Below are 26,185 nucleotides of genomic sequence, written 5' to 3'. Positions count from 1 at the left end.
AGTTTGTGGCGAAAGTTTTTATTCTGCCGCCGGAAGTCCGGCACGTCGGCTAAGTGGGTGAGTAACGACATCGAACCAAGGGGGTAAGCCGCAAATTTACCCTTGCGCACATAGTGCGGTTAGTCTGATGTCAACAATGTAGAAAAGGTAAAACTACTGAAATTGACTATATACCGTCGGACCATCCTCATAAGGGAAGTCACTTTTGGGAAGACGAAATCATTCTTTTTGACGGATACAAAGAGAAGAATTACAAACCTTCGTTAATCTTTGGACCTAACCCATCATTTGTTACAATTCCAATTAGGGGTGATGGCGAAATCATAGCCTTCCAAGGCTTGATTTACTCTCCTAAAGCCTATCACTTAGAAATACATCACAAGTATTATTTACGCTCATCTCTGCCTTGGCAATACAAGGATGATGCGCTTGTAACTCTTTGCAATTGGTGTCATCGTGAAATCCATAACAGCGGTACTTTAATACCAGTGTATCAAAGTCAATTTTCGCGTGATATAGAAGTGCAAAAGAATAATACATTGTCCTTATTAAGCCATTATACAGTGTGTACAAGATGTAATGGTACGGGCCGCTTACCTAAATATGACCATGTTGAAAAAGGTATTTGCTTTCTTTGCAACAGTTCTGGATATATCGAACTCAAGCAAATGAAGGTGAGGTAAACTGTTGTACATAATCTCTGTGTATCTCTTTACGAGGTTTCCGCCACTCTGCGTTTCTCCCGATGCTTGGGCGGCGGGTGGTGGGGGCGGGGTGTATATTTGAACTAGCCGCCGGTGCATAAAGAAGCCAGGGGCTTTCCTCATGACCATAGAAACCGAACGCGAAGCAGACGGCCGTTGGCTGGCCGAAGTCATTGAAATAAGCGGGGCGCTGGCTTACGGCGTTACGCGGGAAGCCGCCATTGCCCATGCCCAGGCGCTGGCCTTGCGCGTGATGGCGGAACGGCTGGAACAGGGCGAAGAGTTGCCGGATTTGGCGGGCGTTTTCTCCATTGCGGCGTGAGCCAGTTTGGGGCCGCGAAGGCGCGGCTGGCACTGAGTTGCGTTGCTGCGCATTGGTTGGGAGTAGAAGCGGCAATCGGGTTCGCACCGAACGCTGACGCGAGTGGGGTGGGAAGACTACACGTTTGCCTTTCACGACAGCTAGGAAATTGGGCCGGTGATACTCAAGCGGGTGGCGAAGAAGACGGGGCTAACGCCCGAGGACTTGTAATTCCAAAGGCCACTTGTCGCACCACGTTTTTCAAGATGCTTGTGCTGCAGGCAGCGGGGCAGGGGCGGGGAAGCAGCCGGTATTGCTACCAAAAAACAACTAGCTTTGTGTAACTAATAAATAGTTACAACTGTTGCTTAGCAACATCAGTAGCCTCGCCAGATGAGCAGACGCGATAAGTTGACGGAACGGCTGTGCAAGCGTGCTAAGGATTTTACTTGGGATGAGTTAGAAAAGCTGCTGGCGGCTTATGGTTTCCTACTGCTCAAAAGCGGCAAGACGGGCGGCAGCCGGCGCAAGTTCTACAGCGAGACCAGCCAAGAGGTGCTTGATTTGCATAAGCCCCATCCGGGTAACATCTTGAAGCCCTATCAACTGGATTTGGTTACTGAAAAGCTCAACATCTGCCAGCCTGCTGTAAAGCCTTCCCAAGGCTGAGGCATCCGTTCGGTTCCAGAAATACCAGCCAGCCGGGCATCAACGGCACCAAACTAATGGACAACGTACTCACCCATAAAGGTTACTTCAGCATAGTGAAGTATAGCCCCGAATCGGAAATCCTCTATGGCAGGATTGAAGCCATCGTGGACTTAGTCAGCTACGAGGGTGAAACGGCCAAGGAAGTGAAAGCGGCATTTGAGGAAGCGGTGGAAAGCTACCTGGAGACGTGTGTAGAAGTAGGCAAGAAGCCCGATAAACCCTACACGGGTACATTTAACGTGCGCGTGAACACCGACCTGCACCGTAAGGCGGCTATCCTCTCCAAGCAACGCAACATCAGCCTCAATCAACTCATAGGGGAGGCACTAGCGCGGTATGTAGGCGGTTGATGTGAGCTGGGGAGTTACAGTAATTTCCACCACACGCTTGCAAAAGCCCTGTGAGCCTGCTACCTTTGCACTCCCAAAACCCCCGAGGCTTGCCTCAAAACCATTTGGCAGGTTGCCAAAAGAAACCATTGGCCGTGCCATCGCCGGACGTGCCAAGTAGTCTTAACCGAAATTTCGTTGGTCCCGTTGGGCACCCGGCGAAATTTTCTTATCTTTGCGCTCCGAAAAAAGCGGACGTATTTAATAAATAATGAACACTGACCCCATTGCCGACTACCTGACCCGGGTACGCAACGCCATCAAGGCGAACCACCGGGTGGTAGAAATTCCGGCCAGCAACATCAAAAAGGAAATCACGAAAGTGCTCTATCACAAGGGCTACATTCAGTCGTACCGTTTTGATGATTCGTCGGTTCAGGGCACCATCAAAATTGCTCTGAAGTACAACCCGACCACGAAGGCGCCCGCCATCACCAAGCTGAAGCGCGTTTCGACGCCCGGCTTGCGTCAGTACGTGGCCGCCGACAACCTGCCCCGCGTCCTCAGCGGCCTGGGTGTCGCCATCATCTCGACCTCGAAAGGCGTGATGACGGAGAAAGAGTGCAAAACCGAGAACGTGGGCGGCGAGGTGCTGTGCTACGTGTACTAGTCCGGAACCGCTTTAGCAAATTCAATTATGTCACGTATTGGTAAACTGCCGATTTCCGTCCCCGCTGGGGTTGATATTTCGGTCGACAACGATAACGCAGTGACGGTGAAAGGCCCTAAGGGCTCGCTAACCACGAAAGTGGACCGCGACATCACTGTAGCTGTTGAAGACGGTACCCTCACGGTAACCCGTCCCACCGAGCAGAAGCGCCACAAGGCCATGCACGGTCTCTACCGCTCGCTCATCAACAACATGGTGGAAGGCGTCAGCAAAGGCTTCGAAAAGAAGTTGGAGCTGGTGGGTGTAGGCTACAAGGCCTCGCTCGTGGGCAGCACGCTGGAGTTGGCCCTTGGCTACTCGCACAACGTGTACATCGCCCTGCCGGGTGAAGTAACTGCTACGGCCGTTACCGACAAAGGCAAAAACCCGATTGTCACGCTCAACAGCATCGACAATCAGTTGCTGGGCCAGGTGGCCGCTAAAATTCGTTCGTTGCGTAAAGTCGAGCCTTACAAAGGCAAAGGCGTGCGTTTCGTGGGCGAAATCATCCGTCGCAAAGCTGGTAAAACGGCCTCTAAATAAATTCGCATCATGGCTTTTGATAAAGCAACTCGCCGCAAGCGGATTCAGCGCATCATCCGTACCAAGGTGGCTGGCACCTCCGAGCGGCCCCGGCTGTCGGTGTTCCGTAGCAATACGGGCATTTACGCTCAAATTATCGACGACACGACCGGCCGCACGCTGGCTGCCGCAACGTCGAAAAAAGTAACGGCCGAGGGTGGCAATGGCGTGGCTTTGGCTGCTGCCGTAGGTCGGCAGGTTGCCGCCGTCGCCCTGGAAAAAGGCATTACCAAAGTGGTGTTCGACCGCTCGGGTTACCTCTACCACGGTCGCGTAAAATCATTGGCTGAAGGTGCTCGCGAAGGCGGCCTCAATTTCTAAACTATCATGGCGCAAGAACGCGACAACAATCGTCCTGGCGGAGACCGTCAGCGCAGCAACGACCGCGACCGGAACAAGGACAACTCCCGCATGGGGGCTGACTCCGACTTCAAAGAAAAAGTAGTAGCCATCAACCGCGTAGCGAAGGTGGTGAAAGGCGGTCGCCGCTTTAGCTTCTCTGCCATCGTGGTAGTAGGCGACGGCAACGGCAACGTGGGCTACGGCCTCGGCAAAGCCAACGAAGTAACCGACGCCATTGCCAAAGGCATTGACGACGCCAAGAAGAACGTGGTGAAAGTGCCGATGTACAAGCACACCGTTCCTCACCTCATGGAAGGCCGCTACGGCGGTGGTTTCGTGCTCATCCAGCCCGCCGCGGCTGGTACGGGTGTAATCGCCGGCGGTGCAATGCGCGCCGTGTTCGAGAGCGCCGGTATCAAGGATGTGCTGGCGAAGTCGAAAGGCTCGTCGAACCCTCACAACGTGGTGAAAGCGACGTTTGCAGCCCTCGCCAAAATGCGCGACCCGTTGCAAATCGCTCAAGCCCGTGGTATTTCTTTGGCCCGCGTTTTTAACGGTTAATTGACATGGCACAAATTCAAGTAAAGCTCGTGCGCAGCGCCATTGACCGCCCTGAGCGTCAAAAGCGCACCGTTCAGTCCCTCGGCCTGAACAAACTCAACAGCACTGCTACCCACGATGTAAACCCGTCCGTTATGGGCATGGTGAAGAGCGTGCAGCATCTGCTCCAAGTAACCGAACTGTAAGACTATTATCGTCATGCTCAATCTTAGCAATTTATCGCCCGCCTACGGCTCGACTAAAAACGAGAAGCGGATTGGCCGGGGCGAAGGCTCCACGCGCGGTGGCACGTCGACCCGTGGTCACAAAGGCGCCAAGTCGCGTTCGGGCTACAAGCGCAAGTCCGGTTTTGAAGGTGGCCAGATGCCCCTCCAGCGCCGTGTGCCTAAATTCGGCTTCACGAACATCAACCGTGTAGAGTATAAAGCCATCAACCTCGATGCGCTGGCTACCCTCCTCGAAAAGAACAGCGCCACTACGATGGATGCTGCCTACTTCGTGGCTAACGGCCTGGTTTCCAAGAATGCTAAAATCAAAATCCTCGGTCGCGGCGAAATCGCCACTGCCGTAGAAGTTCATGCTCACGCATTCTCGAAGTCGGCTGTTGAAGCCATCGAGAAGGCCGGTGGCAAAGCGGTTACGCTCTAAAAAGCTACCTTCGGCAATGAATAAGTTTATCGAGTCGATAAAAAACATCTTTGCGATTGAGGATTTGCGTACGCGAATCCTCAATACGCTTTTCTTCATTGCCATCTATCGCCTCGGCGTGTACGTGGTGCTGCCGGGCGTGGACCCTACCCAACTAAAGACGGGTGCGGCCGGCCTGTTTGGCATTCTGGATACGCTGCTTGGCGGTGCATTTAGCCACGCGTCGATTTTTGCGCTGGGCATCATGCCGTACATCTCGGCCTCTATCGTGCTGCAGCTGCTCACGATTGCCGTGCCTTACTTCCAGAAGCTTCAGAAGGAAGGCGAGTCGGGTCGTAAAAAAATCAACCAGTACACCCGGATTCTCACGATTCCAATTGTATTGGCCCAATCGGTTGGCTTCATTGCCACGATTAACGCCGAAGCCATCATCAATCCTGGCACATTCTTCACTGTTTCGACCATGATTATCATCACGGCCGGCACTTTGTTTTGCATGTGGTTGGGTGAGAAAATCACGGACAAAGGCATCGGCAACGGTATCTCCATGCTTATCATGATTGGTATCGTGTCGCGTCTCCCTGGTGCCATCATCGGCGAGGCGGCAGCCAAAGGTGTGAACAAGTCCCTGATTTTCCTGCTGGAAATGGTGGTGTTGTTCCTCGTGGTAATGGCGGTTATCGTGCTCACGCAAGCTGTTCGCCGTATCGCGGTGCAGTACGCCAAGCAGGTAGGTGGAACTACGCAGCTTGATGCGCAGCGTCAGTTTATTCCCCTCAAGGTGAATGCGGCTGGCGTAATGCCTATCATCTTCGCGCAGTCGCTGATGTTTGTGCCCGCCATCGTGGCGTCGGTATGGCAGAACCAGAGTGATACCGCCAGTTACATCGGCGTGAAGTTTTCGGACTACACCTCGTGGCAGTACAACCTGACTTTCGGCTTACTGATTATCATCTTCACCTACTTCTACACGGCCATCAGTGTTAATCCTAATCAGATTGCTGATGACCTGAAGCGGAGCGGTGGTTTCGTGCCCGGCGTGAAGCCAGGCCGCGAGACTTCGGAGTATATCGACGAAATCCTGACGCGTGTAACGCTGCCGGGTGCTATCGCACTGGCATTGATTGCCATTTTCCCGGCTATTGCTTTGTTGTTTGGGGTAACCCGTCCGTTCTCGGCTTTCTATGGCGGCACGTCGCTTATCATCATGGTGGGTGTGGTGCTCGATACGGTGAACCAGGTGCAGAGCTACTTGTTGATGCAGCACTACGATGGCATGATGAAATCGGGCAAGCTGCGCGGTCGCACCGCACAACCCATTTCCGTCGCTTCGTAAGCAGCAACAATGGCAAGCGGTAGCATACAATACAAAACCGAAGAAGAGATTGACCTCATCCGCGCCAGCGCTCTCGTGCTGGCCAAGGCTCACGGCGAAGTCGCGAGTATGGTGAAGGAAGGAGTGACGACGCGGCAGCTTGATAAGCGCGCGGAGGAATTCATCCGGGACCACGGCGGGGTGCCATCCTTCAAAGGATATAATAAATTTCCCTTTAGCCTGTGCCTCTCGCCGAATTCGGTAGTGGTGCACGGGTTCGCCACCGACGAGCCGCTGAAAAGTGGCGACATTCTATCGGTGGACTGTGGGGTTTTCCTGAATGGCTTTCATTCAGATAGTGCTTACACCTACCCAATCGGGGAGGTGGCGCCGGAAGTGTTGACGCTGCTGCGGGAAACCAAAGCGTCGCTGTACAAAGGCATCGAACAAGCCGTGAGTGGCAACCGCGTGGGCGATATCAGCTACGCCATCCAGAACCATGTGGCCCCGTTGGGCTACGGGGTGGTGCGCGAGCTGGTGGGTCACGGAGTTGGCGCCAAGCTGCACGAGAAACCTGAGGTGCCGAACTACGGCAAGCGGGGTTCCGGGCCGCTCTTGCAAACGGGTTTGGTATTGGCCATTGAGCCGATGGTGAACCTGGGTAAGAAGGATGTGGTACAGGAGGCGGATGGCTGGACCATCCGCACCAAGGACCGCAAGCCCTCGGCGCATTTCGAGCACACCGTAGTAGTTAGAAAAGATAAGGCGGAGATTCTCACCTCCTTTGAGTACATCGAAAAAGCATTGCAGCAGTAGCCCTTATGGCAAAACAAGCCTCGATTGAGCAGGACGGAACCATCCTGGAAGCCCTTTCTAACGCCATGTTCCGCGTGGAATTGGAGAATGGTCACCAACTGATTGCCCACATCTCGGGCAAGATGCGGATGCACTACATCAAGATTCTGCCCGGCGACAAGGTGAAACTGGAAATGTCGCCTTACGACTTGTCGAAAGGCAGAATCAAGTATCGTTACAAATAAACTTCCTTCCTGTGCTGCTATCAGGTAACTCCTGGACCATATTTGGTCAATTAGTAGCAGTTCCGGCTGGTATTGTCTTAAGCTTAGTAGTCTTAGTAGTTTTCTCCGATTGTTTGCTGGTAAAACTGACAAGCACAAATAGGAGAGGACTTACGGTCTACCTGTTTTAAAGAAGTTAATTTTTGCTCATCATGAAAGTCAAAACCTCCATCAAAAAGCGTAGCGTCGATTGCAAGATTGTGCGTCGTAATGGCAAGCTCTACGTCATCAACAAGAAAAACCCCCGCTTCAAACAGCGTCAGGGTTAATCCTATTTTAGAACCCCGGAACCTTGGGTACTGAGAAGTTGGTTTACTCCTTCTTCCCGCCTTCCAAGTAGTTGCCGGGTTTCTGTCCGCAAACACATAACCACACACAATGGCTCGTATCGCAGGGGTTGATATCCCGGACAACAAGCGCGGCGAAATCGCCCTGACTTACATCTTCGGCATCGGCCGGAGCAATTCTCAGAAAATCCTGGTGAAAGCCGGGGTTGACATCAATAAGAAGGTGAAGGACTGGACCGACGAGGAGTCGGGTGCAATCCGTGCCATCATTGCTGCTGAACACAAGACGGAAGGCGTGCTGCGCTCGGAAGTAACGACGAACATCAAGCGTTTGATGGACATCGGTTGCTACCGTGGCCTGCGTCACCGCAAAGGTCTGCCAGTTCGTGGTCAGCGCACCAAGAACAACTCGCGTACCCGCAAGGGCAAGCGTAAGACGGTGGCCGGCAAGAAGAAGGCAACTAAATAATTCACAACGGCAATCAGCTCGATTCATTTAACAATTATCAATTAACATTTAACAACTGTTCTGTTTGCGCCATATGGCTGAGCTGAACATCTGATAAATGTTAAACGATAATTGTTAAATGAAAAACAGCTAACAACTGCTGATTTTTTGCGATAACCAAATGGCACAAAAAAGAAAAGACAAAGCCAAGAAGCGCGTTGTCGTGGTGGAGCAGGTGGGCCAGGTACACATTCGTGCCTCGTTCAACAACATCATCATCTCCATCACCAACAACAACGGTCAAGTTATTTCGTGGGCTTCGGCCGGCAAAATGGGCTTCCGTGGTTCGAAGAAAAACACGCCCTACGCTGCCCAAATGGCGATGAGCGACTGCGGTAAAGTAGCCCACGACCTGGGCATGCGCAAAGCCGAAGTATTCGTAAAAGGCCCCGGCTCGGGCCGTGAGTCGGCCATCCGCGCCCTCGGCAACGTGGGTATTGAGGTGACCACCATCCGCGACGTAACGCCGCTGCCGCACAACGGCTGCCGCCCCCCCAAGCGTCGTCGCGTTTAGTTTTTCACTTCAGAAATTAGATTACAATGGCACGTTATACCGGCCCTACCTCAAAAATTGCCCGTCGCTTCAACGAGCCGATTTTCGGCCCGAGCAAAGCGCTCAACAAAAAAGCCTATCCTCCGGGCCAGCACGGCCGTGGCCGTCGCAAGAAGCAGTCGGAGTACGCTGTCCAGCTGATGGAGAAGCAGAAGGTGAAGTACATGTACGGCATGTTGGAGAAGCAATTCGAAAACCTGTTCCACAAAGCAGCAGCGCTCCCCGGCATCACCGGCGACAACCTGCTCGCCCTGCTGGAAGCCCGTCTGGACAACGCTGTGTACCGTTTGGGTATTGCCTCGACGCGTCGCGCTGCTCGCCAGCTCGTTGGTCACAAGCATATCACCGTTAACGGCGAAGTTGTTAACATTCCCTCGTACCACCTCCGGGCTGGCGACGTGGTGGGTGTTCGCGAGAAGTCGAAGTCGTTGGAGGCTATTGCCACCAGCCTGTCGGTTCGCAACTCGCGCCAGTTTTCCTGGTTGGAGTGGGACGGTAAGGAGATGGTTGGTAAGTTCATCAACGCTCCCGCCCGTGAGCTGATTCCGGAGAAAATCACGGAGCAGCTTATCGTCGAACTGTATTCGAAGTAATTAGCGCTACTGGTAGCGGCCCGGCAATTTGTCGGGCCGCTCTTGTGCGTATACTTCATCCCATTTTTTTACATTTTTTACGCCCCACATATGTCAATCTTAGCTTTTCAGATGCCGGAGAAAGTGGTGATGGAGAAATCCGACGACTTCACCGGGACGTTTGAATTTAAGCCGCTCGAGAAGGGCTACGGCGTCACTATCGGCAATGCGCTGCGTCGCATTCTGTTGTCGTCGCTGGAGGGTTTCGCCATCACGTCGGTTCGCACGAACAGCGTGCTGCACGAGTTTTCGACGATTGAAGGAGTGATTGAGGACATGTCCGAAATTATCCTGAACCTGAAAATGGTTCGCTTCAAGAAGACGAGCGATGCCATTGCCGACAAAATCACGGTGCGCGTGAAAGGTCAGGAGACCTTCTCGGGCAGCGACATCGGCAAGTTCGCCAGCGGCTTCGAGGTGCTGAACCCCGACCACGTTATCGCCCATTTGGACCCCAGCAAGGAGCTGGAGTTTGAGTTGACGATTGCCCGTGGCCGTGGCTACGTGCCCGCCGACGAAAACAAGCCGGCTGACCAGGTTTTCGGTCAGATTGCGATTGACGCTATCTACACGCCTATCAAGAACGTGAAGTACAGCATCGAAAATACCCGGGTGGAGCAGAAGACGGACTATGAGAAGCTCGTTATCGAGATTCAGACCGACGGCTCGATTCACCCGGAGGAAGCACTGAAAGGTGCTGCCAACATCCTCATTCAGCACTTCATGCTGTTCTCCGATAATACGATGACCCTCGAAGGTCCGCGTGTGACGGAGGACGAGCCGATTGATGAGGAAACCATGCAGATGCGCAAGATGCTCAAGACTCCTTTGGAGGACATGGAGCTCAGCGTACGCGCTAAGAACTGCCTCAAGGCGGCCGACATCAAAACGATGGGCGAGCTGGTGACCTTGGAAATTGCCGACATGATGAAGTTCCGGAACTTCGGCAAGAAGAGCCTGACTGAGCTGGAAAACCTCGTTGAAGAGCGTGGTTTGGAGTTCGGGATGGACCTCGGCAAGTACCGCCTCGACGAAGACTAGGGTTTTAATGTGGAGATGTGATAATGTGGAAATGTGAGCTTTGCGCTCAGTCCATAATTTTCACATCTCCACATTTTTTTATTTTCACATTTATCCACAGTGCGCCCCAGGGGCAGCGGTTCTAATGAGGCTTCGGCCCGCCGTGGTCGCCGCCCGCAAGCGCACATTTTTTCAAACGTCCAATGAGACACGGAAAGAAAATCAACCACCTGGGCCGGACTACCGCCCACCGTCACGCCATGTTGTCGAACATGGCTTCGTCGCTCATCCTGCACAAGCGCATTTCCACCACGGTGGCCAAGGCCAAGGCCCTGCGTAAGTACATTGAGCCGATGCTGACCAAGTCGAAAGACGACACGACGCACTCGCGCCGCATGGTGTTTGCTGCATTGCAGGACAAGGAATCCATCAAGGAGCTGTTCGGTACGATTGCTGGCAAAATTGCTACCCGTCCCGGTGGCTATACCCGCATTTTGAAGCTGAGCGATACCCGTTTGGGCGACAACGCTGAGATGTGCATCATCGAGCTGGTGGACTTTAACGAGACGCTGCTCGAGGCTAAATCGGCCGCTGCTGAGAAGTCGACTACTACCCGCCGCTCGCGCAGCCGTGGTGGTAAGAAGGCTACGACTGACGAAGCTGCTACTTCGGCTACCGAAGTGAAGGCCGAAGCTGCTGCTCCGGCTGTTGCTAAAGAAGAAACTTCGGCTCCGGCTGAGGAGACTAAGGCTGACGAAGCTGGCGCTTAAGTAACGCCAGTTGCTGAAAATTGAGGAGGGATACGCCGCAAGGTGTGTCCCTCTTTTTTGTGAAATTTTCGGGATGTTAGTTCCTGTATAACTCGATTCAAAACGTATGGGTGGTGCAGATTTCGACTGCAATCGTTTGATGCCAGCAAGGCGGTTGGAGACGAGGAATTGAAGGTGGAATTGTGCTTATGCCGGCTGATTCGCGTAGGTTTGTAGCTCATTCAACTGATTTAAAAACGACTTGTTATGAGCTTCATTTCGCAGATTCACGCCCGCCAGATTTTTGATTCCCGTGGTAATCCAACGGTAGAGGTTGACGTTACACTCGATTCGGGTGTGGTGGGCCGGGCGGCGGTGCCGTCGGGTGCCAGCACCGGTAAACATGAGGCGGTAGAACTGCGTGACGACGATGCCAGCCAGTTTATGGGCAAGGGCGTGCTGAAAGCGGTGGAGAACGTCAATTCCCGCATTGCCGAGGAATTGGTGGGCTTCTCGGTATATGAGCAGGCGCTGCTCGACAAGATTATGCTGGAGATGGATGGCACTCCTAACAAAGCCAACCTGGGGGCCAACGCCATTTTGGGCGTGAGCCTGGCGGCTGCCCGGGCGGCGGCGCAGGATGCGGGCATGCCGCTGTACCGCTACATTGGTGGGGTAGGGGCGTCGACGCTGCCGGTGCCGATGATGAACATCCTGAACGGCGGCTCGCACGCCGATAACTCGATTGACTTCCAGGAATTCATGATTATGCCCACGGGCGCTTCGTCGTTTTCGGAGGCATTGCGCTGGGGTACGGAGATTTTTCACCACCTGAAGAACGTGCTTAAGAAGCAAGGCTTCAGCACCAATGTGGGTGATGAGGGCGGCTTTGCGCCGAATATTAAGTCTAACGAGGATGCTATCAAGATTGTGCTGCAGGCCATTGAAACGGCCGGCTATCGTCCGGGCGAGGACGTTTTCATTGCGATGGACGCGGCGGTGTCGGAGTTTTATGAGGATGGCGTGTACCACTTCAAGAAGAGCACCGGCGATAAGCTGACTTCTTCCCAGATGGTGGACTACTGGGCTGATTGGGTGAAGAAATACCCCATCATCAGCCTGGAAGATGGCATGGACGAGGACGACTGGAGTGGCTGGAAGGCGCTGACCGACCGCGTAGGCAAGCAGACGCAACTGGTGGGCGACGACCTGTTCGTGACCAACGTAGACCGGTTGCAGCGCGGTATTGACGAGAACATCGCCAATGCTATTCTCATCAAAGTGAACCAGATTGGTACGCTCACGGAAACCATCGCGGCCGTGAACCTGGGCCGCCGCAATGGCTACAAGAGCATCATGAGCCACCGCTCGGGCGAGACAGAGGACAGCACGATTGCCGACCTGGCCGTGGCGCTGAACACGGGCCAGATTAAGACGGGCTCAGCTTCGCGCTCGGACCGGATGGCCAAGTACAACCAGTTGTTGCGGATTGAGGAAGAGTTGGGTGAGGTAGGGTACTTCCCCGGTAAGAAAATGTAAGTGTACTTGCCTGCACTGACTAGCTGGACGGCCGGTTTCGCGTGAGCGGAACCGGCCGTTTCGTTATCTTTACCCTGATGCAACTTCCTCCGTTTATTTCGCCGGTGCTGCGCGTGGTTCGCAGCTTCTATTTCCTGACTGGTGTTGGTTTCCTGGTATGGATGCTGGTTTTCGACGCCAATGATTTGAGCAAGCAGTTCGATATTTACCGGAAGTGGAAGGAGCTGGGCAACGAAAAGCAGTACTACCTCGACAATATTGAGGTGGTTAAGAAAGAACGGGCTGAATTGATGAGCTCGCCGGCCCTGCTGGAAAAGTTTGCACGGGAGAAATACCTGATGAAGCGGCCGGGCGAGGATGTTTTCGTGCTGGTGCCACAGGAAGTCGAATAGATGCGGGCCTGGCTAGTCGGTATGGCGCTGGGCGTGCTGGCCCTGAAACCAGTGCAGGAGGCCCCTCGCAACACTCAGGTGCAGGCGGCACGACAATTTCTAGCGGCAGCTTTGCAAGGTGATACAATTACGGCCAAGCGCTGGCTGTCGGCGAATCTGCAAGGAAACGATGCCGGCCACGCCCTGTTGCCGCTGGTTGAGGCAGGGCGGCGGCGTGGCACGAAGATGGAACTGTATCGGTTGGGATTTCTGGTGGGTGATGACACAGAGCGGCCATTCGTTACGTATGCCTGGGAGGCCGACTCGGCAATAGAATGGCCGTTGAGAGCAAGCATACAGGTGGTGTTTCGCGATACGGCGGCGCGGCAGGTATGGGAAGTATACCTCCGGGAAATGAAGTAGAAACAGGCTCGGTCAGCGACAAAATAAGCTAATAGCCAGGAGCTTACAGCAGGTTGAAATAGGGTAAGTCGCAATAACGGGAACAGCGATATGCTTCGGAGAACCCGCTTGCCGGTGGCAAAAGATGGGCGCCGTTGTACCGATATGGTAGTGCTTAGAGCCTGTCCGAACAGGCCCAAAAAAAGAACGGTCATGCAGAGCGCAGCGAAGCATCTTTACCGCGTAACTAATTCTTTTTCCTGGATTACTACTGAGGTAAAGATGCTTCGCTGCGCTCTGCATGACGGCCTATTCGGATAGGCGCTTAGCCGATTTTCTTGCCGGCCATAGCCTGCTGGATGGAAATGTTCATCACGCGTTCGGCGTAGGGGCGGGTCAACTCGTCCAGCTCATCCATGGCTTTGAGAATGGGGTCGCGGTCGGTTCCGGTCAGGGCCGTGCGGACTTTTTCGACTTGGGCTTCGGTGTCGTGCAGCTCGGTTTCGGTGAGGTGCTGACGGTTTTTGCGGGTGAAATTGCTCACCTGATACAGCAGCTGCTCGGCGGCGGTGCGGGCTTCGATGAGCAGGCGGGCTGCTACGTCGTCTTTGGCGTTCAGGAGCGAGTCCATCAGCATCTGCTCCACCTGGTCGTCGGTGAGGCCGTACTGGGGCTTGATTTCGACCTGCTGGCGGGTATTGGAGCGTAGCTCGATGGCCTCTACCTGCAGAATGCCGTCGGCATTGAGCAGGAAGTTGACGTCGACCTTGGGCAGGCCGGCGGGCATGGCCGGGATGCCGGTGAGCGTGAATTCGCCCAGCTTGCGGTTCTGGCTCACCTGGTCGCGCTCGCCCTGGTACACCGCAATTTTCAGGTTTACCTGGCCATCCACCGAGGTAGTGTACTGGCGGCCGGCTTTGGTAGGGATTTTGGAATTGCGCGGGATGATGGGGTCCAGCAGGCCGCCCAGCGTTTCGATGCCCAGCGTGAGCGGGGTCACGTCGAGCAGCAGCACGTCGCGGCGGTTGCCGGCCAGGATATCGGCCTGAATGGCGGCACCCAGGGCTACCACTTCATCGGGATTGAGCGAGTTGTTGGCCGGCTGGCCGAAGAACTCCGACACCGCATCGTACACCAGGGGCACGCGGGTAGAGCCGCCCACCAGCAGCACGGCATCAAGTTTGGGGTAGGAGGGTAGGGGGGTAGGGGGGTGAGAGGTAACAGCATTTAGACTTTCCTGCCCGCTTACCCGCTTATTCTCAAACCCCGTCAGCCCGGCATCGGCCACGGCCTGGCGGCAGGCCGCGATGGTACGCTCCACCAGCGGCCGGATGAGGTCGTTGAACTGCGTCCGGGTGAGCGTGACGGTGGTGTTCTGGCCGGTTTCGTCGGTGAGGTGGGTGGTGAAGTCGTCGTGCTGGCTGAGGTATTTTTTGGCCATTTCGGCGGCCAGGCGCAGCTGCTGCTGGAGGTGCGGATTAGTGTGGAAAGATTGTGACAGGCCGAAGGTGGCCGTCCAGTAGTCGACCACGGCGCGGTCGAGGTCATCGCCCCCGAGGTAAGTATCGCCGTTGGTGCTCAGGACTTCAAAAATGCCCTGCTGAATGCGCAGAATGCTGATATCGAAGGTGCCGCCGCCGAGGTCGTACACGGCCACGGTCTTTTCCTCATCGGGGTCGAGGCCGATGCCGTAGGCCAGGGCGGCGGCGGTGGGCTCGTTCACGATGCGCAGCACTTCGAGGCCGGCGAGGCGGCCGGCGTCGCGGGTGGCCTGGCGCTGCGAGTCGTTGAAATAAGCCGGTACGGTGATAACGGCGCGGTTGACGGGCGTTTTGAGAGCATGCTCGGCGCGGGCCCGCAGCTCCTTCAGGATATCGGCCGACAGCTCGATGGGGGAGTAAAACCGGTCGGCGACGCGGATTTTGACCAGCCCTTCCGAATTGTCGTCGATTACCTTGTAGCCGAGCTGCGTGGCGTGCTGGCCCAGGTCGCGGTAGCTTTTGCCCAGCAGGCGCTTCACCGAATACACGGTGCGCTGCGGGTCGGTGAGGAGGAATTCGCGGGCTTCGGTGCCAACAATGGGGTCGGCCCCATCAGCGGGAAAATGCACGATGGAGGGTACGATGCTGCCCCGGCCCTGGTCGTTGATGGCCACGGGCTGGCGCGACTCGGGATGCACGTAGGCCACGAGGCTATTGGTGGTGCCGAGGTCGATGCCGACGATGATTTCTGCTTGCTGAAGGCTGCCGGTGGCAAGGTTGATAGCTACTATAGCCATAAGAACACGGGGCGGCCCGGACTGGCCGCCCAAAAAGTAAGAATAAAGGCGCGTAAAAACGCAGTGCAAAAGTAACTGCTAACCCAGCAGGCGCAGGTGCGACAGGCTAATGACTACTCAAGTGGAGTAGCGTGCCCAAATGTTTTCACATTATTCTTCCAGCTTTTCAAACCGCGAGCTTTGGTTTCGACGTAGGAAAAATAGTCAGGGCAACAATCGATTTTTAATTAAGAGCTTTTACCCTTTTGCCTTGATAGATTGAGCTTATAAACCGCAAACATTCACCTTTCACCAAACTTTTTCATCGTATGAAAAACCTGCTTACCCGTCCCCTTTTCCATGTTGCCTTGCTCGCAACTTCGGTAGGAGGAATGCTCGCCTGGAGTGGCCAGCATAATACGCTGGAGGCTTCGAGCCACCGCGAGGCCCCGCTCATCGCTGATGACCCGCTGGCCGACAACACCGACCTGTACGTGTTTCGCTCGCCCGACGCGGCAGCCAACGACGGCAACGCTACGGCGACCATCATCGCCAGCTACATCCCGTTTGAGCTGCCGCAGGGTGGCCCCAACTTCAACACGTTCGGCGAGAACATCCGCTACGAGATTCACGTGAAGAACAATCCGGCAACCACCGGCGACGACATCACTTACCGCTTCACATTTACCCGTACCAACCAGGACCCGACTACCTTTTTCCGGGTGCGGCTGGGCCAGGAGAATATGAAAACCACGTACATGCTGGAGCAGAGCTTGGCTGGCGGGGCTTTCACCACCGTGATTGCGGCCGGGCAGGTGCCCGCCCCTAACATCGGGCCGAGGTCCATTACCAGCACGCCGGCTGGTCTGGGCAGAGCCAACTACCAGACGTATCTGGAAAGCACGATTCAGACGGTAGGCGGTATTAAGGTATACTGCGGCCCGACTGATGATGCCTTCTTCACTGACTTGGGAGCTATTTTCGACTTGGGTAGCGTACGTTCGCCGGGTGCCGCCCGCGATGGCCTAGCCCGTAAGAACGTGCACAGCATCGTGATGCAGATTCCGGTATCGGCGCTGGTGAAAGCGGGTACGCCTGCTCTGACGGCAGCTACCCTCCCGCTGGCTGGCACGCCTGCGGCCGGCACTACGCCGGCTTCGCCCGTGTCGCCCTTTACCATCGGCGTGTGGGCTTCCGCCGCCCGCCTGTCGCTGCGCACCATCAACGCCGATGGTACCCGTAGCCAAACCGGCACCTACGTGCAGGTATCGCGCTTGGGTATGCCGCTCACCAACGAAGTTATTCAGCCCATTGGCATGAAGGACGCTTGGAACAACGATACGCCATTTGGCGTGGCCACGCCGGCCGCCGGCTCGCGGCAGGCCATGTTTGAGGCTAACCTGAAAAATCCCGAGCTGGGGTTATATATGGCTGATAACACGCCCCGCAACGGCGCGGCTCCCAAGCCGGCCGGCCAGACGTATTATGGCGAGGCAGTGCAGGGCGTAGGGCCGACACTGGGCTTAGGGCTGTTGCGCATCCAGAGCAAGTCGCTGGCCGGCCTGCTGCCCGCACCTTTTGCTGCCGGCTTCGACTTCCGAAATGGCGCACCGGGCCTGGCTCCGCTCTTCGGCAACGCTCTTACCAACGGTACTGCCCTTGCTCCTGTCGCGCAGGGTGGCTTTGGCGAAGTGCTGCTGAACGCAGGCGTAAGTGGTGCCCCGCGCTCGGTGGACTTGCTCCCCCTGTTCCACACCGGCGTGCCCAACCTGCCTCCTTACCAGTTGGCTACCGGCAAAACCGGCGGCAACCCGTTGACGGCCGGCAAGCCTTTCGTCAACAACTTCCTGCCGACCTTCGGCGACATGTTGCGCATCAACCTAGCCGTAGCCCCTACCTCGCGCACCTCGGCTGACTTCAACTCAGAAGGCTTGCTCGCTGCCGCTGTGCTGGGCCTCACCGATGTCCGTTACACGGCTAGCGGTGCCAATTATATCGCTATCCCGAACATGGACGGCTTCCCGAACGGCCGTCGTCTCGAAGACGATGTAACCCGTATCGAACTGCAGGCCGTGGGTGGCGTGGTGCTTGCCGCCCTTGGTCTCTTTTACGACGACTTCACGGCGGGTACTACGACCTCGGGCGTAACCCCACAGTTGGGCAACGTACTGACCTTTTCGACCAACGTAGAGCGCAACGACACGACGTTCCGTACAGCTTTCCCCTATGCCCAGACGCCCTGGAGCGGCACTACTGCACAGCGCGTGGCCCTGGCCCAGCGCGCAGGCGGTTTGGGCCTCTCGCCCAACCTGACCGTAGCGCAGGCTTTCCCGAATCCCTTCGTGGACCGCACCACGCTGCGCTTTGAGTTGCCTACCAAAAGCACCATGAGCATCGTTATCAGCGATGTGACGGGCCGTCGGGTAGCTACCATCGCGAAGGATAAAGCCTTTGCCGCTGGTGCCAATGAACTGACCTGGCAGCCCGGCCGCGAGGTGGCTCCCGGCCAGTACATCGCTACGCTCTACAACGGTAAGACCGTAGTGCAATCGGTACGCATCGAGCGCCAGTAGCCGCGATTGACTGCTAAGTGAAAAAAGCCGTCGTTTGGTCCTGTTTGGGCTGGCGGCGGCTTTTTTTGTTGATTTTTTACCGGATATTCGTCCTGGCTTTTCTAACCTGCTCTGTTTTGAAAAAGTATCTATACCCCAGTTTACTCGTGGTTTTTGGCCTGATGGCCGCCGCCATTTTTATCTTTAAAAAGCCTGCCGTTCGGACGCCCGAGTTTATTGAGCGGCAGGGCAGCCTGTCGGCGGGCAAGGAATGGATTAACACCAAAGCCGCCATCGAAGGGCTGCTGGCCAAGCTGCGCACCAATCCTGATGACCAGAAAAGCCGTCTGCTCCTGGCCCAGGCCTACATGCAGGAAGGCCGCGTGACCGGCAACCACCCCTACTACGACGGGGCCGCCATGGAACTGTTGGAGCAAGTGTTAAAATCGGAGCCGGAGAATTTTGAAGCCCTGTGCTGCAAAGCTTCGCTGTGCCTCACCCAGCACCACTTCGCCCAGGGCCTTGGCCTGGCCGAGCAGGCCCGCCAGCTGAACCCCAACAGCGGCTTCGTGTACGGCTTGCTGACCGATGCCAACGTGGAAATGGGCCACTATGAGGAGGCCATCAAAATGGCGGATAAGATGAATGCCGTGCGCCCCGACCTGGCCGCCTACGCCCGGGTGAGCTACCTGCGCGAAATTCACGGCGATATGCCGGGGGCCATTCAAGCCATGGATATGGCGGTGAAAGCGGGCTACATTGGCCTGGAGCAAACGGAGTGGACCCGCGTGGCGCTGGGGCATCTCTACGAAGTGAGCGGCGACACTGCCCGTGCCCACGGCAACTACCTGATGGCGCTGGCCGTGCGCCCCGGCTACGCCTATGCCCTGGCGGGCCTGGGCCGGATTGCGGCGGCTGGCAAGGATTACCCCAAGGCCATCAAACTGTATCAGCAGGCCCGCATTACGGTGAAGGATTATGCTTTTGCCGATGAGCTGACCGATTTATACCGCCTGAGTGGACAGCCTGCGGAGGCCGATAAGATGGCCAAAGAATCCATCGACATGCTGGCCGATGCGGCCAAGGAGGCCGACGACAACGAGCAGATGGGCCACTACGCCGACCGCGAGCTGGCCTATGCCTACCTCAAAACCAATGAGCTGGACAAGGCGCTGGAACACGCCAAAATTGAGTACGAGCGCCGGCCCGACAACATCGACGTGAACGAAACCATGGCCTGGGTGCTCTACAAGCGTGGGCAGTATCCCGAGGCGCAGAAGTACATGCAGGTGGCGCGTCGCACGGGCTCGAAAAACCCGGTGCTGCTGGGCCGTGCCGGCCTCATTCTCACCAAAATGGGCAAGATGGCCGAGGGCCAGGCGCTAATCGAAAACTCCCTGAAAACCGCGCCCTACCTAAATGCCGAGGTGGAAGCCGAAGGCAAAAAGCTGTTGGCCGCCCGCTAGCATGAGACCATTGGCCCTGTTGCAAGGCCTGAGCCGCCCGCGCCGTGCCGTGGTGGCGCTGCCGCTGTTGGTGCTGCTGGCGCTGCCCGCCGCCGCCCACGTCCTCAATACGGACCTGAGCAAGCTCTCGCGCACCGAGATTTTCTGGACCTATCTGCAGCTGGGCTTCACGCACATCATTCCGCTGGGGTTCGACCACATTCTGTTCATCATCAGTCTCTATATTCTGGAGCCGCGCCTGAAGCCGGTATTGCTGCAAGCCACCGCTTTTACGGTGGCGCACTCCATCACGCTGGGGCTGGCCATGTACGGCTTCATTCAGCCGCCGTCGTCCATCATTGAGCCGATTATTGCGCTGTCCATTCTGTTTGTGGCCATCGAAAACATCATTACCGACCGGCTGAATCCGTGGCGGGTGGCCATCGTGTTCGGTTTCGGACTGGTGCATGGCATGGGGTTCGCCTCGGTCCTCACCGGGCTGGGGCTGCCGCCGAAAGACTATTTCGGCTCGCTTATTTCCTTCAACGTGGGCGTGGAGGTGGGCCAGGTGACGGTGATTTTGCTGTGCTGGGCGCTGGTAGGCCGCTGGGCCGCCAACAAAAGCTGGTATAAGCAGCGCGTCGTTATCCCGGTGTCCGTAGTCATTGGCCTGGTAGCAGCTTACTGGACGGTAGAGCGGGTGTTTTTTGCCTGATACCAGCCGCTTGCTGTTAGCGGTTTTCAATTGCGTTTTTAGTAGCTGATTGTAGCATCCATTTGCCGGCTTGCGCCGTAGATAGCGCAACTAAACCGGGTTCGTATCCATGGCTTTCCGTCCGTACCTCACGCTGCTGCTGCTGCTCAACTACCTATTGGTGGTGGGGGCCGGCCTCGTGGAGCGTCCGGCTCGGGTCATTGACCGGCCATTTGCCTACACGCACAGCCACGATTGCCAGCTGCAAAACACCCTGCGCCCGGGCTGCTTCGATGATTGCAACGGCGTGCAGTACACGGTGAAGAAAAACGGTGAGCGCCTGCCTTTACAGCAGCTCCTCACCTCCTTCAAGGGCCTGGATATCCACTGCCTGTCCGAGTCCCGGCTGGTGTTTGTCCGGCCGGTTTTTGTTGGCTCCGAGCCCCGGCTGACGGCCCGGATAGTGTCCGTGCCCGCTGGCTACCGGGGCCAGATTGAGTTGCCGCCCCGTCGGGGATAATTCGTGTGCCGCCTCTGCGGAGGCCGCCCGGTGCCGGAGGCGTAGTACGCCCGGCCCGTTTCGTTTTATCCAACTAATCCGACGCTGCTTGCCGGGCCACCGTGCCCGGGCGCGTCCAACTCCTCCATACCATGAATTTCTGGGTCAATTCTCTCCAACCCGTAGCGGGCGCTATGGGCGTTATCTCCCGTGTGCAGCTGCCGGCCGCTGGCCGCATTGCCATTGTAAGCCTCGATAACGTTCGCGGCTTGCCCTCGGGCCCACCGTCTTCGATGGGCAACAACACCCAGCGCAGCGGCCTGGCGCGGCATCAGGCGCAGCACCGCGCGCAATGCCGGGCCAACTGCATGAGCAAGGCCAATTTTTAGTCGGCAAGCCTCGGTTCATTCTCTTTTTTCTAATCCGGATTTGCTGATTGGGGGCCTTGCCAAGGCCGGGCCCCCAATTATTCCGCATTCTTATTCCAGATGAAACAATTATTTACTGCTGCATGCGCCTGGTGGGGTTTCCTCGTTGGGCTGTTTTTACTGGCTCAGGTGGGCCAGGCCCAAAGCCTGGGCACGCTGCGCGGCACCGTCGCCGATTCGCTTTCGGGCCAGCCCCTGGTGGGCGTGAGCGTGGGTCTGCAGGGCCAGCCCGGCGGCACCGCTACCGACGCGCTGGGCACCTTCCGGCTCGCCGGCCTCGCGCCCGGCAGCTACACGGTGCGCGTGGGCGCGCTGGGCTACCGGGGCAAGGCGCAGGCCGCGATGGTGGCGGCCGGCGAAACCCGCACGGTATCCTTTGCCATTGCGGCTTCGGCCCTCAATCTTTCGGAAGTGACCGTGAGCCAGCCGCGCGACCCCAACCAGAGCCTGGCCGCCATCAATCAAATCGACAAGGTGCTGCGGCCGGTGAACTCGGCCCAGGACCTGCTGCGGCTGGTGCCGGGCCTGTTCATCGCCCAGCATGCGGGCGGCGGCAAGGCCGAGCAGATTTTCCTGCGCGGCTTCGACGTGGACCACGGCACCGATTTCGCGGTGAGCGTGGACGGGCTGCCGGTGAACATGGTGAGCCACGCCCACGGCCAGGGCTACGCCGACTTTCACTTCGTAATCCCCGAAACGGTGGAGCAGCTGAAGGTGTACAAAGGCCCGTACACGGCGCGCTTTGGCGACTTCGCCACGGCCGGCGCGGGCGAGTTCAGCACCAAAACCCGCCTCGATGCCAGCCAGGTGAAGCTGGAAGTGGGCCGCTTCGACACCCGCCGGGCCCTGGTGATGCTGGACTTGCTGGGCAATAACAACCGCCACCTGTTCTCCAAAAAGTCCGAAAGCGCCTACGTGGCCGCCGAGTATAACTTCACCAATTCCTACTTCGACCAAAAGCAGGATTTCCGGCGCTTCAACGGCCTGGCCAAGTACACCGGCCAGCTCTCGGACCGCACCGCGCTGACCGTGCTGGGCTCGCACTTCACCTCGAGCTGGGACGCCAGCGGCCAGATTCCCGAGAGCGCCGTGCGCGAGGGCGTCATTTCGCGCTTCGGCAGCATCGACCCCAGCGAGGGCGGCAACACCGACCGGACCAATGCCTCGGTGGTGCTCACTACCGGCCTGCCCGGCGACGCCGTGATTCGGCAGCAGCTGTACTACTCGCGCTACAATTTTAACCTGTTTTCCAACTTTACTTTCTTCCTCAATGACGAGGAAAACGGCGACGAAATCAACCAGACCGACGACCGCAACATCTACGGCTACACCGGTACCTACGACCGCGACGACCGCCTCGGCTCCCGTACCCTGCACACTACCTTCGGCCTGGGCACCCGCATCGACAATACGGACCTGACGCTGCGCCGCGCCGTGCGCCGCACCATCACCGACACCATCACGGCCGGCCGGGTGCAGGAGCGCAACTTCAACGCCTACCTCGACGAAACCCTGGCCCTCACCAACCGCCTCACGCTGAATGCCGCCGTGCGGGCCGACGTGTTCGTGTTCGATTTCAACGGGAATTACACCGATGAAGACGGGGCCCGCCAGCCCATCGACGGCCGCAAAACCCGCGCCCGCGTCTCGCCCAAGCTGAACCTGTACTACCAGGTGTCGCCTACGGTGCAGCTGTTTGCCCGCTCCGGCTTCGGTTTCCATTCCAATGATGCCCGGGGCGTGGTGCGCGGCACCGTGAACGATAACGCCCTGCCCCGCGCCATCGGCTACGAGGCGGGCAGCACTTTCAAGCCGATGCCGGGCATGGTGGTGAACGCCGCTCTGTGGGCCCTGCACCTGCAGGATGAGCTGGTGTACGTGGGCGACGAGGCCATTGTGGAAAGCGCCGGCCGCACCCGCCGCTACGGCGCCGACCTCTCGGTGCGCTACCAGCTCACCCGTTTCCTGTTTGCCGACGTGGACCTGAACTACAACCACGGCCGCCTGGTGGGCGTGGCCGAGGGCCAGAATTTCATTCCGCTCGCGCCCCACTTCACCAGCGTGGGCGGCCTCACCCTCAAAAACCCGCGGGGCTTCAGTGCCAGTGTGCGCTACCGCCACCTCGATAGCCGTGCGGCCAACGAGGACAACTCCATCCGCGCCCGCGGCTATTTCCTGCTCGACGGGGTGCTGAGCTACACCCAGCCGCGTTTTCAAATCGGAGCCACCGCCGAAAACCTGCTCAACGTGGACTGGAACGAAGCCCAGTTTGCCAACCCCAGCCGCTTGCGCGGCCAAACCGCGCCCGTGGAAGAGCAACTGCACTTCACGCCGGGCACGCCGTTTTTCGTGAAGGTGAATGCCAGCGTGTTTTTTTGAGCCTCTGTTTGAAATTGTGTCAAAATCAAAAAAGCCTCCCCAAAATCTTGGGGAGGCTTTTTGCGAATTGGAAACGGCGTGCTGAAGCTTACCGCAGCGCCAGCTTCCGGCTAATCTTGAATTCCGGCACGGTCAGCTGGTACATGCCAGCCGGCAGGGCCCGCTTCACGTCCAGGCGCAGCTCGTTGGAGCCGGCGTAGAGGCGCACGGTTTCCTCATGCACCAGGCGGCCGGTGAGGTCGTGCAGGCGCACGGTGGCGGTTTGCGTGCTGGCGGTTTGCAGCACCAGGTCGATGCGGTCGGCCGTGGTGGGGTTCGGGTACACCGACACTTCGGCGGTGGGCACGTTCTTCGTGTTAGCCAGCACGGCGGCGTCGCGGCGGCCGGTCATGGCCCCGGTTACTACCGTGGGCGGGGTGTAGGTGGCCTTGATGAAGGCGCGCTGGGCGGGGTTGGTGGTCACGGCGTTTTTGGCCTTGAGCGTGTACCAGCCCTCGGCGGTGGGGGTGTAGGTGGCCACGCGGTTGCCGGTGCCGGTGCTGCTGCTCACCACGGTGCCGGCGCTGTTGAGCACGGCCACGGTGAGGCTGCGGGTGGCATCAGTCGGGAACAGCGTGTAGCTGATGCTCTTGTTGGCGGCCACGTAGATGCGGCCGGCCGTGCGGTAGGCCGTGGAGCCGGCGGGCAGCTGCCCGCCCTGCTGCAGCGAGCGGGCGTCGGAGTCGCCGAGGTCATCGGCCAATTCCCACTCCTGGGTGGTGGCGCGGCCCACTTTCGCGTAGTTGGTGACGGCGTTGGTAGGAGCCCACACCGAGTAGCCGCGCCGGCCGCCGGCGGCCGTGCCGTTGCAGGGCGGCGTGTTGATGGCCACCGTCTGCGCGCCGCTCACCGTGACGGTAGCGGTGCCATTGGCGCCGGAGTAGTCCTTGAGCACGGTACCGGGCGCGAAATCGCAGCTCACCGTGCTGTTCTGCCAGGTGCTGAAGTTGTCGTTGACGCCGATGAGGGCCTTGGCGCTGCGCTCAATCACGAGGTGGTCGGCCGCCTGCCAGCGCACCTTGTAGGCACCGTCCTTGAAGCGCAGGTTCTGGTGGCACCAAATCAGGTTTTCAATGTCGGAGCGGGTGGGCAGGTCGGTGGCGCTTTTGGGCGAGTGCGAGTAGCGCTTGCCGGTGCTGCCGATGTTGAACAGGTCCTCAAAAAACAGCTGGGGCGAGCCGTCCACGGCCAGCATCACGGCGTAGGCGGGCGAGAGGCGCGGGTCGAACGGGTCGATGTGGGGGGCCAGCTCCGAGCTGCCGTTCCAGCCGGTGTAGTTGCCGGTGGCGTCTACCTGCGGGCGGAACGTGTCGTGGTTGTTCACGAAGGGCACCGTGCGGTGCACGTAGGTGCCATTGGTGAGCACCACGCGCCGGCCCTGCTGGTAGCCGGGCAGGTTGCCCAGGTTGAAATTACCGCCCCCGCTCACCATGGAGTAGATGCCGTCGCGCAGCCCAAAGTCGAAGGTGCCGGCGCGGTCCTGCACCTCGGTGCACCACTGGTCCAGCTGGGCCGAGCCGCCCACCCATTCGCCCACGGCGTACATGGTGGGGCCGCCGTTGGCCCAGCCGGCGCTGTTCTGCAGGCTGTAGAGAAAGTCTTCCATGGCGAAGGACGGGAAGTGCTTCACCGCATCGAGCCGCACGCCGTCGAAGCCAACCTGCTTCTTGTACCAAATCAGCCATTCGCGCTCCTTGTTGCGCATGTAGTCGGCGCCCTGCGCGGGGTTGAAGGTAGCGTTGGAGCTTTGGCCGTACGAGCCGTTGTAGTAGCTGATGTCGGGCCCGAAAAGTATCTGGTTCAGGTCGCCGCTGGTGGAATTGTTGCCGGGGTTGGGGTTGAAGTTCTGCCAGTTCTTGGAGAAGCGCCCACTGCGGGCAAGGTAGTTGGCCGCCGACTCATCCGTGGCCGGCGAGCCGTAGCTCACGTAGCGGAAGTTCTTGTACTTGCTGGTCGTGAAGTCTTCGTACGCCGCCGGGTCCTGTCCGCCCGCGCCGTTAGCCGAGCCCGCGCCGTCGTTGTGGTTCAGCACGATGTCCTGCACCACGTCGATGCCGTTGGCGTGCAGAATGGCCACGCCGCGCAGCAGCTCGTCCTTGTTGCCCACGCGGGTAGCCAGAAAACCCTTCTGGTACTTGTCGCCCAGGTCGTAGTTGTCGAAGGGCGAGTAGCCGTTGCCCTGGTTGGGACTTTTGATAGTTGGCGGCATCCATACCGCGTCAATTCCCATGGCTTTCAGGCGCGGGGCCAGGTCGGCAATGTAGTTTGCCCAGCCATTGGGGTAGTTCGCGTTCCAGTAGTCCCACCAGAAACCTTGCAGTACGACCTGCTGGGCTTTAACCTGCTGATTTCCTGCGAATAACAGAGCTAAAATCAGCAGCGCCGCGTACCGGAATCGTTTGCGGTAATCAAAATACGGGGAAAAGTGCATCATGATGTGGGAATTGGGTTTTATGGTGAAAAAAAGAAGCGTACAGTTACGACGGGGATATAAGAAAAATGGCTCTTTTATCCCTGATTTGCTCGTTAAGGTAGTTAAAACTGACTTAA

At 57.7% G+C, this 26,185-nt stretch carries 29 protein-coding genes; 27 read left to right on the top strand and 2 right to left on the bottom strand.

Going from position 1 to position 26,185, the window contains the following annotated elements:
• Positions 1-825: 825 nt before the first annotated feature.
• From ABD819_RS10685 to ABD819_RS10585, 21 genes are all read left to right on the top strand, one after another.
• On the top strand, positions 826-1,026 hold the full coding sequence (locus ABD819_RS10685) for a hypothetical protein (protein WP_345123990.1): 201 nt from the start codon (positions 826-828) through the stop codon (positions 1,024-1,026).
• 372 nt (positions 1,027-1,398) lie between these two features.
• The gene (locus tag ABD819_RS10680) at positions 1,399-1,674 is read left to right on the top strand and encodes a type II toxin-antitoxin system HicA family toxin (protein ID WP_345123988.1); all 276 of its coding nucleotides are present in this window, start codon (positions 1,399-1,401) and stop codon (positions 1,672-1,674) included.
• A gap of 95 nt (positions 1,675-1,769) precedes the next feature.
• Positions 1,770-2,066: a type II toxin-antitoxin system HicB family antitoxin gene (locus ABD819_RS10675; protein WP_345123986.1), complete on the top strand. Its 297-nt coding sequence runs from the start codon at positions 1,770-1,772 to the stop codon at positions 2,064-2,066.
• A gap of 250 nt (positions 2,067-2,316) precedes the next feature.
• Positions 2,317-2,715: a 30S ribosomal protein S8 gene (gene rpsH, locus ABD819_RS10670; RefSeq protein ID WP_345123984.1), complete on the top strand. Its 399-nt coding sequence runs from the start codon at positions 2,317-2,319 to the stop codon at positions 2,713-2,715.
• A gap of 27 nt (positions 2,716-2,742) precedes the next feature.
• Positions 2,743-3,297 carry a 50S ribosomal protein L6 gene (gene rplF / locus ABD819_RS10665; protein ID WP_345123982.1) on the top strand — a complete coding sequence of 185 codons (555 nt, stop codon included), beginning with the start codon at positions 2,743-2,745 and terminating at the stop codon, positions 3,295-3,297.
• Positions 3,298-3,306: 9 nt separating this feature from the next.
• Positions 3,307-3,657 carry a 50S ribosomal protein L18 gene (rplR, locus tag ABD819_RS10660; protein WP_342297509.1) on the top strand — a complete coding sequence of 117 codons (351 nt, stop codon included), beginning with the start codon at positions 3,307-3,309 and terminating at the stop codon, positions 3,655-3,657.
• A 90-nt stretch (positions 3,658-3,747) separates the two neighbouring features.
• Positions 3,748-4,239, top strand: coding sequence for a 30S ribosomal protein S5 (gene rpsE / locus ABD819_RS10655; RefSeq protein ID WP_035567955.1), 492 nt, complete (start codon positions 3,748-3,750; stop codon positions 4,237-4,239).
• Between the two features lie 5 nt (positions 4,240-4,244).
• A complete protein-coding gene (rpmD, locus tag ABD819_RS10650; RefSeq protein ID WP_345123980.1) occupies positions 4,245-4,424 on the top strand; it encodes a 50S ribosomal protein L30 in 180 nt (59 codons plus the stop codon).
• Between the two features lie 13 nt (positions 4,425-4,437).
• A complete protein-coding gene (gene rplO / locus ABD819_RS10645; protein WP_342297508.1) occupies positions 4,438-4,887 on the top strand; it encodes a 50S ribosomal protein L15 in 450 nt (149 codons plus the stop codon).
• A gap of 16 nt (positions 4,888-4,903) precedes the next feature.
• Entirely contained in the window at positions 4,904-6,223 is a 1,320-nt protein-coding gene (gene secY, locus ABD819_RS10640; protein ID WP_345123978.1) for a preprotein translocase subunit SecY, read from the top strand.
• Between the two features lie 9 nt (positions 6,224-6,232).
• On the top strand, positions 6,233-7,018 hold the full coding sequence (gene map / locus ABD819_RS10635) for a type I methionyl aminopeptidase (protein ID WP_345123976.1): 786 nt from the start codon (positions 6,233-6,235) through the stop codon (positions 7,016-7,018).
• Positions 7,019-7,023: 5 nt separating this feature from the next.
• Positions 7,024-7,242, top strand: a complete 219-nt coding sequence (gene infA / locus ABD819_RS10630; protein ID WP_035567874.1) for a translation initiation factor IF-1 — start codon at positions 7,024-7,026, stop codon at positions 7,240-7,242.
• A gap of 191 nt (positions 7,243-7,433) precedes the next feature.
• On the top strand, positions 7,434-7,550 hold the full coding sequence (gene ykgO / locus ABD819_RS10625; RefSeq protein ID WP_035567872.1) for a type B 50S ribosomal protein L36: 117 nt from the start codon (positions 7,434-7,436) through the stop codon (positions 7,548-7,550).
• 109 nt (positions 7,551-7,659) lie between these two features.
• On the top strand, positions 7,660-8,037 hold the full coding sequence (gene rpsM / locus ABD819_RS10620; RefSeq protein ID WP_046246596.1) for a 30S ribosomal protein S13: 378 nt from the start codon (positions 7,660-7,662) through the stop codon (positions 8,035-8,037).
• 160 nt (positions 8,038-8,197) lie between these two features.
• Complete coding sequence (gene rpsK, locus ABD819_RS10615; protein ID WP_035567868.1) at positions 8,198-8,590, top strand: 30S ribosomal protein S11; 393 nt, start codon at positions 8,198-8,200, stop codon at positions 8,588-8,590.
• A gap of 26 nt (positions 8,591-8,616) precedes the next feature.
• Positions 8,617-9,222, top strand: a complete 606-nt coding sequence (gene rpsD / locus ABD819_RS10610) for a 30S ribosomal protein S4 (protein ID WP_345123970.1) — start codon at positions 8,617-8,619, stop codon at positions 9,220-9,222.
• A 90-nt stretch (positions 9,223-9,312) separates the two neighbouring features.
• Positions 9,313-10,302, top strand: coding sequence for a DNA-directed RNA polymerase subunit alpha (locus tag ABD819_RS10605; RefSeq protein WP_345123968.1), 990 nt, complete (start codon positions 9,313-9,315; stop codon positions 10,300-10,302).
• Positions 10,303-10,484: 182 nt separating this feature from the next.
• A complete protein-coding gene (rplQ, locus tag ABD819_RS10600; RefSeq protein ID WP_345123966.1) occupies positions 10,485-11,051 on the top strand; it encodes a 50S ribosomal protein L17 in 567 nt (188 codons plus the stop codon).
• A 246-nt stretch (positions 11,052-11,297) separates the two neighbouring features.
• A complete protein-coding gene (eno, locus tag ABD819_RS10595) occupies positions 11,298-12,569 on the top strand; it encodes a phosphopyruvate hydratase (RefSeq protein WP_345123964.1) in 1,272 nt (423 codons plus the stop codon).
• Positions 12,570-12,646: 77 nt separating this feature from the next.
• Positions 12,647-12,961: an FtsB family cell division protein gene (locus tag ABD819_RS10590; protein WP_345123963.1), complete on the top strand. Its 315-nt coding sequence runs from the start codon at positions 12,647-12,649 to the stop codon at positions 12,959-12,961.
• A gap of 21 nt (positions 12,962-12,982) precedes the next feature.
• Positions 12,983-13,363, top strand: coding sequence for a hypothetical protein (locus ABD819_RS10585; protein ID WP_345123961.1), 381 nt, complete (start codon positions 12,983-12,985; stop codon positions 13,361-13,363).
• 304 nt (positions 13,364-13,667) lie between these two features.
• Here the strand turns inward: ABD819_RS10585 and ABD819_RS10580 are convergent, their stop codons facing one another.
• Positions 13,668-15,620, bottom strand: a complete 1,953-nt coding sequence (locus ABD819_RS10580) for an Hsp70 family protein (RefSeq protein ID WP_345123959.1) — start codon at positions 15,618-15,620, stop codon at positions 13,668-13,670.
• Positions 15,621-15,928: 308 nt separating this feature from the next.
• Here ABD819_RS10580 and ABD819_RS10575 point away from each other — a divergent pair, with 308 nt between their 5' ends.
• From ABD819_RS10575 to ABD819_RS10550, 6 genes are all read left to right on the top strand, one after another.
• A complete protein-coding gene (locus ABD819_RS10575; protein WP_345123957.1) occupies positions 15,929-18,172 on the top strand; it encodes a DUF4331 domain-containing protein in 2,244 nt (747 codons plus the stop codon).
• 116 nt (positions 18,173-18,288) lie between these two features.
• Positions 18,289-19,617 (top strand): tetratricopeptide repeat protein, encoded by a 1,329-nt coding sequence (locus tag ABD819_RS10570; RefSeq protein ID WP_345123955.1) that lies wholly within the window; start codon positions 18,289-18,291, stop codon positions 19,615-19,617.
• Position 19,618: 1 nt separating this feature from the next.
• On the top strand, positions 19,619-20,311 hold the full coding sequence (locus ABD819_RS10565) for a HupE/UreJ family protein (RefSeq protein ID WP_345123952.1): 693 nt from the start codon (positions 19,619-19,621) through the stop codon (positions 20,309-20,311).
• Positions 20,312-20,420: 109 nt separating this feature from the next.
• A complete protein-coding gene (locus ABD819_RS10560; protein ID WP_345123949.1) occupies positions 20,421-20,810 on the top strand; it encodes a hypothetical protein in 390 nt (129 codons plus the stop codon).
• Positions 20,811-20,941: 131 nt separating this feature from the next.
• Positions 20,942-21,178: a hypothetical protein gene (locus ABD819_RS10555; protein ID WP_345123947.1), complete on the top strand. Its 237-nt coding sequence runs from the start codon at positions 20,942-20,944 to the stop codon at positions 21,176-21,178.
• Between the two features lie 99 nt (positions 21,179-21,277).
• Complete coding sequence (locus tag ABD819_RS10550) at positions 21,278-23,596, top strand: TonB-dependent receptor (RefSeq protein WP_345123945.1); 2,319 nt, start codon at positions 21,278-21,280, stop codon at positions 23,594-23,596.
• 88 nt (positions 23,597-23,684) lie between these two features.
• Here the strand turns inward: ABD819_RS10550 and ABD819_RS10545 are convergent, their stop codons facing one another.
• On the bottom strand, positions 23,685-26,069 hold the full coding sequence (locus ABD819_RS10545) for a T9SS type A sorting domain-containing protein (protein WP_345123943.1): 2,385 nt from the start codon (positions 26,067-26,069) through the stop codon (positions 23,685-23,687).
• Positions 26,070-26,185: the final 116 nt, after the last annotated feature.

Source organism: Hymenobacter antarcticus, assembly GCF_039539545.1.
GTDB lineage: Bacteria > Bacteroidota > Bacteroidia > Cytophagales > Hymenobacteraceae > Hymenobacter > Hymenobacter antarcticus.
The sequence above is the reverse complement of the archived record's forward strand: the minus strand, read 5'-3'. Positions and strand labels throughout refer to the sequence as shown.

Bases quoted from the DNA above. Each gene is read 5' to 3' on its own strand.
- ABD819_RS10685 (WP_345123990.1), top strand. From the start codon at position 826: ATGACCATAGAAACCGAACGCGAAGCAGACGGCCGTTGGCTGGCCGAA.
- ABD819_RS10680 (WP_345123988.1), top strand. From the start codon at position 1,399: ATGAGCAGACGCGATAAGTTGACGGAACGGCTGTGCAAGCGTGCTAAG.
- rpsH (WP_345123984.1), top strand. From the start codon at position 2,317: ATGAACACTGACCCCATTGCCGACTACCTGACCCGGGTACGCAACGCC.
- rplF (WP_345123982.1), top strand. From the start codon at position 2,743: ATGTCACGTATTGGTAAACTGCCGATTTCCGTCCCCGCTGGGGTTGAT.
- rplR (WP_342297509.1), top strand. From the start codon at position 3,307: ATGGCTTTTGATAAAGCAACTCGCCGCAAGCGGATTCAGCGCATCATC.
- rpsE (WP_035567955.1), top strand. From the start codon at position 3,748: ATGGGGGCTGACTCCGACTTCAAAGAAAAAGTAGTAGCCATCAACCGC.
- rpmD (WP_345123980.1), top strand. From the start codon at position 4,245: ATGGCACAAATTCAAGTAAAGCTCGTGCGCAGCGCCATTGACCGCCCT.
- rplO (WP_342297508.1), top strand. From the start codon at position 4,438: ATGCTCAATCTTAGCAATTTATCGCCCGCCTACGGCTCGACTAAAAAC.
- secY (WP_345123978.1), top strand. From the start codon at position 4,904: ATGAATAAGTTTATCGAGTCGATAAAAAACATCTTTGCGATTGAGGAT.
- map (WP_345123976.1), top strand. From the start codon at position 6,233: ATGGCAAGCGGTAGCATACAATACAAAACCGAAGAAGAGATTGACCTC.
- infA (WP_035567874.1), top strand. From the start codon at position 7,024: ATGGCAAAACAAGCCTCGATTGAGCAGGACGGAACCATCCTGGAAGCC.
- ykgO (WP_035567872.1), top strand. From the start codon at position 7,434: ATGAAAGTCAAAACCTCCATCAAAAAGCGTAGCGTCGATTGCAAGATT.
- rpsM (WP_046246596.1), top strand. From the start codon at position 7,660: ATGGCTCGTATCGCAGGGGTTGATATCCCGGACAACAAGCGCGGCGAA.
- rpsK (WP_035567868.1), top strand. From the start codon at position 8,198: ATGGCACAAAAAAGAAAAGACAAAGCCAAGAAGCGCGTTGTCGTGGTG.
- rpsD (WP_345123970.1), top strand. From the start codon at position 8,617: ATGGCACGTTATACCGGCCCTACCTCAAAAATTGCCCGTCGCTTCAAC.
- ABD819_RS10605 (WP_345123968.1), top strand. From the start codon at position 9,313: ATGTCAATCTTAGCTTTTCAGATGCCGGAGAAAGTGGTGATGGAGAAA.
- rplQ (WP_345123966.1), top strand. From the start codon at position 10,485: ATGAGACACGGAAAGAAAATCAACCACCTGGGCCGGACTACCGCCCAC.
- eno (WP_345123964.1), top strand. From the start codon at position 11,298: ATGAGCTTCATTTCGCAGATTCACGCCCGCCAGATTTTTGATTCCCGT.
- ABD819_RS10590 (WP_345123963.1), top strand. From the start codon at position 12,647: ATGCAACTTCCTCCGTTTATTTCGCCGGTGCTGCGCGTGGTTCGCAGC.
- ABD819_RS10585 (WP_345123961.1), top strand. From the start codon at position 12,983: ATGGCGCTGGGCGTGCTGGCCCTGAAACCAGTGCAGGAGGCCCCTCGC.
- ABD819_RS10580 (WP_345123959.1), bottom strand. From the start codon at position 15,620: ATGGCTATAGTAGCTATCAACCTTGCCACCGGCAGCCTTCAGCAAGCA.
- ABD819_RS10575 (WP_345123957.1), top strand. From the start codon at position 15,929: ATGAAAAACCTGCTTACCCGTCCCCTTTTCCATGTTGCCTTGCTCGCA.
- ABD819_RS10565 (WP_345123952.1), top strand. From the start codon at position 19,619: ATGAGACCATTGGCCCTGTTGCAAGGCCTGAGCCGCCCGCGCCGTGCC.
- ABD819_RS10560 (WP_345123949.1), top strand. From the start codon at position 20,421: ATGGCTTTCCGTCCGTACCTCACGCTGCTGCTGCTGCTCAACTACCTA.
- ABD819_RS10555 (WP_345123947.1), top strand. From the start codon at position 20,942: ATGAATTTCTGGGTCAATTCTCTCCAACCCGTAGCGGGCGCTATGGGC.
- ABD819_RS10550 (WP_345123945.1), top strand. From the start codon at position 21,278: ATGAAACAATTATTTACTGCTGCATGCGCCTGGTGGGGTTTCCTCGTT.
- ABD819_RS10545 (WP_345123943.1), bottom strand. From the start codon at position 26,069: ATGATGCACTTTTCCCCGTATTTTGATTACCGCAAACGATTCCGGTAC.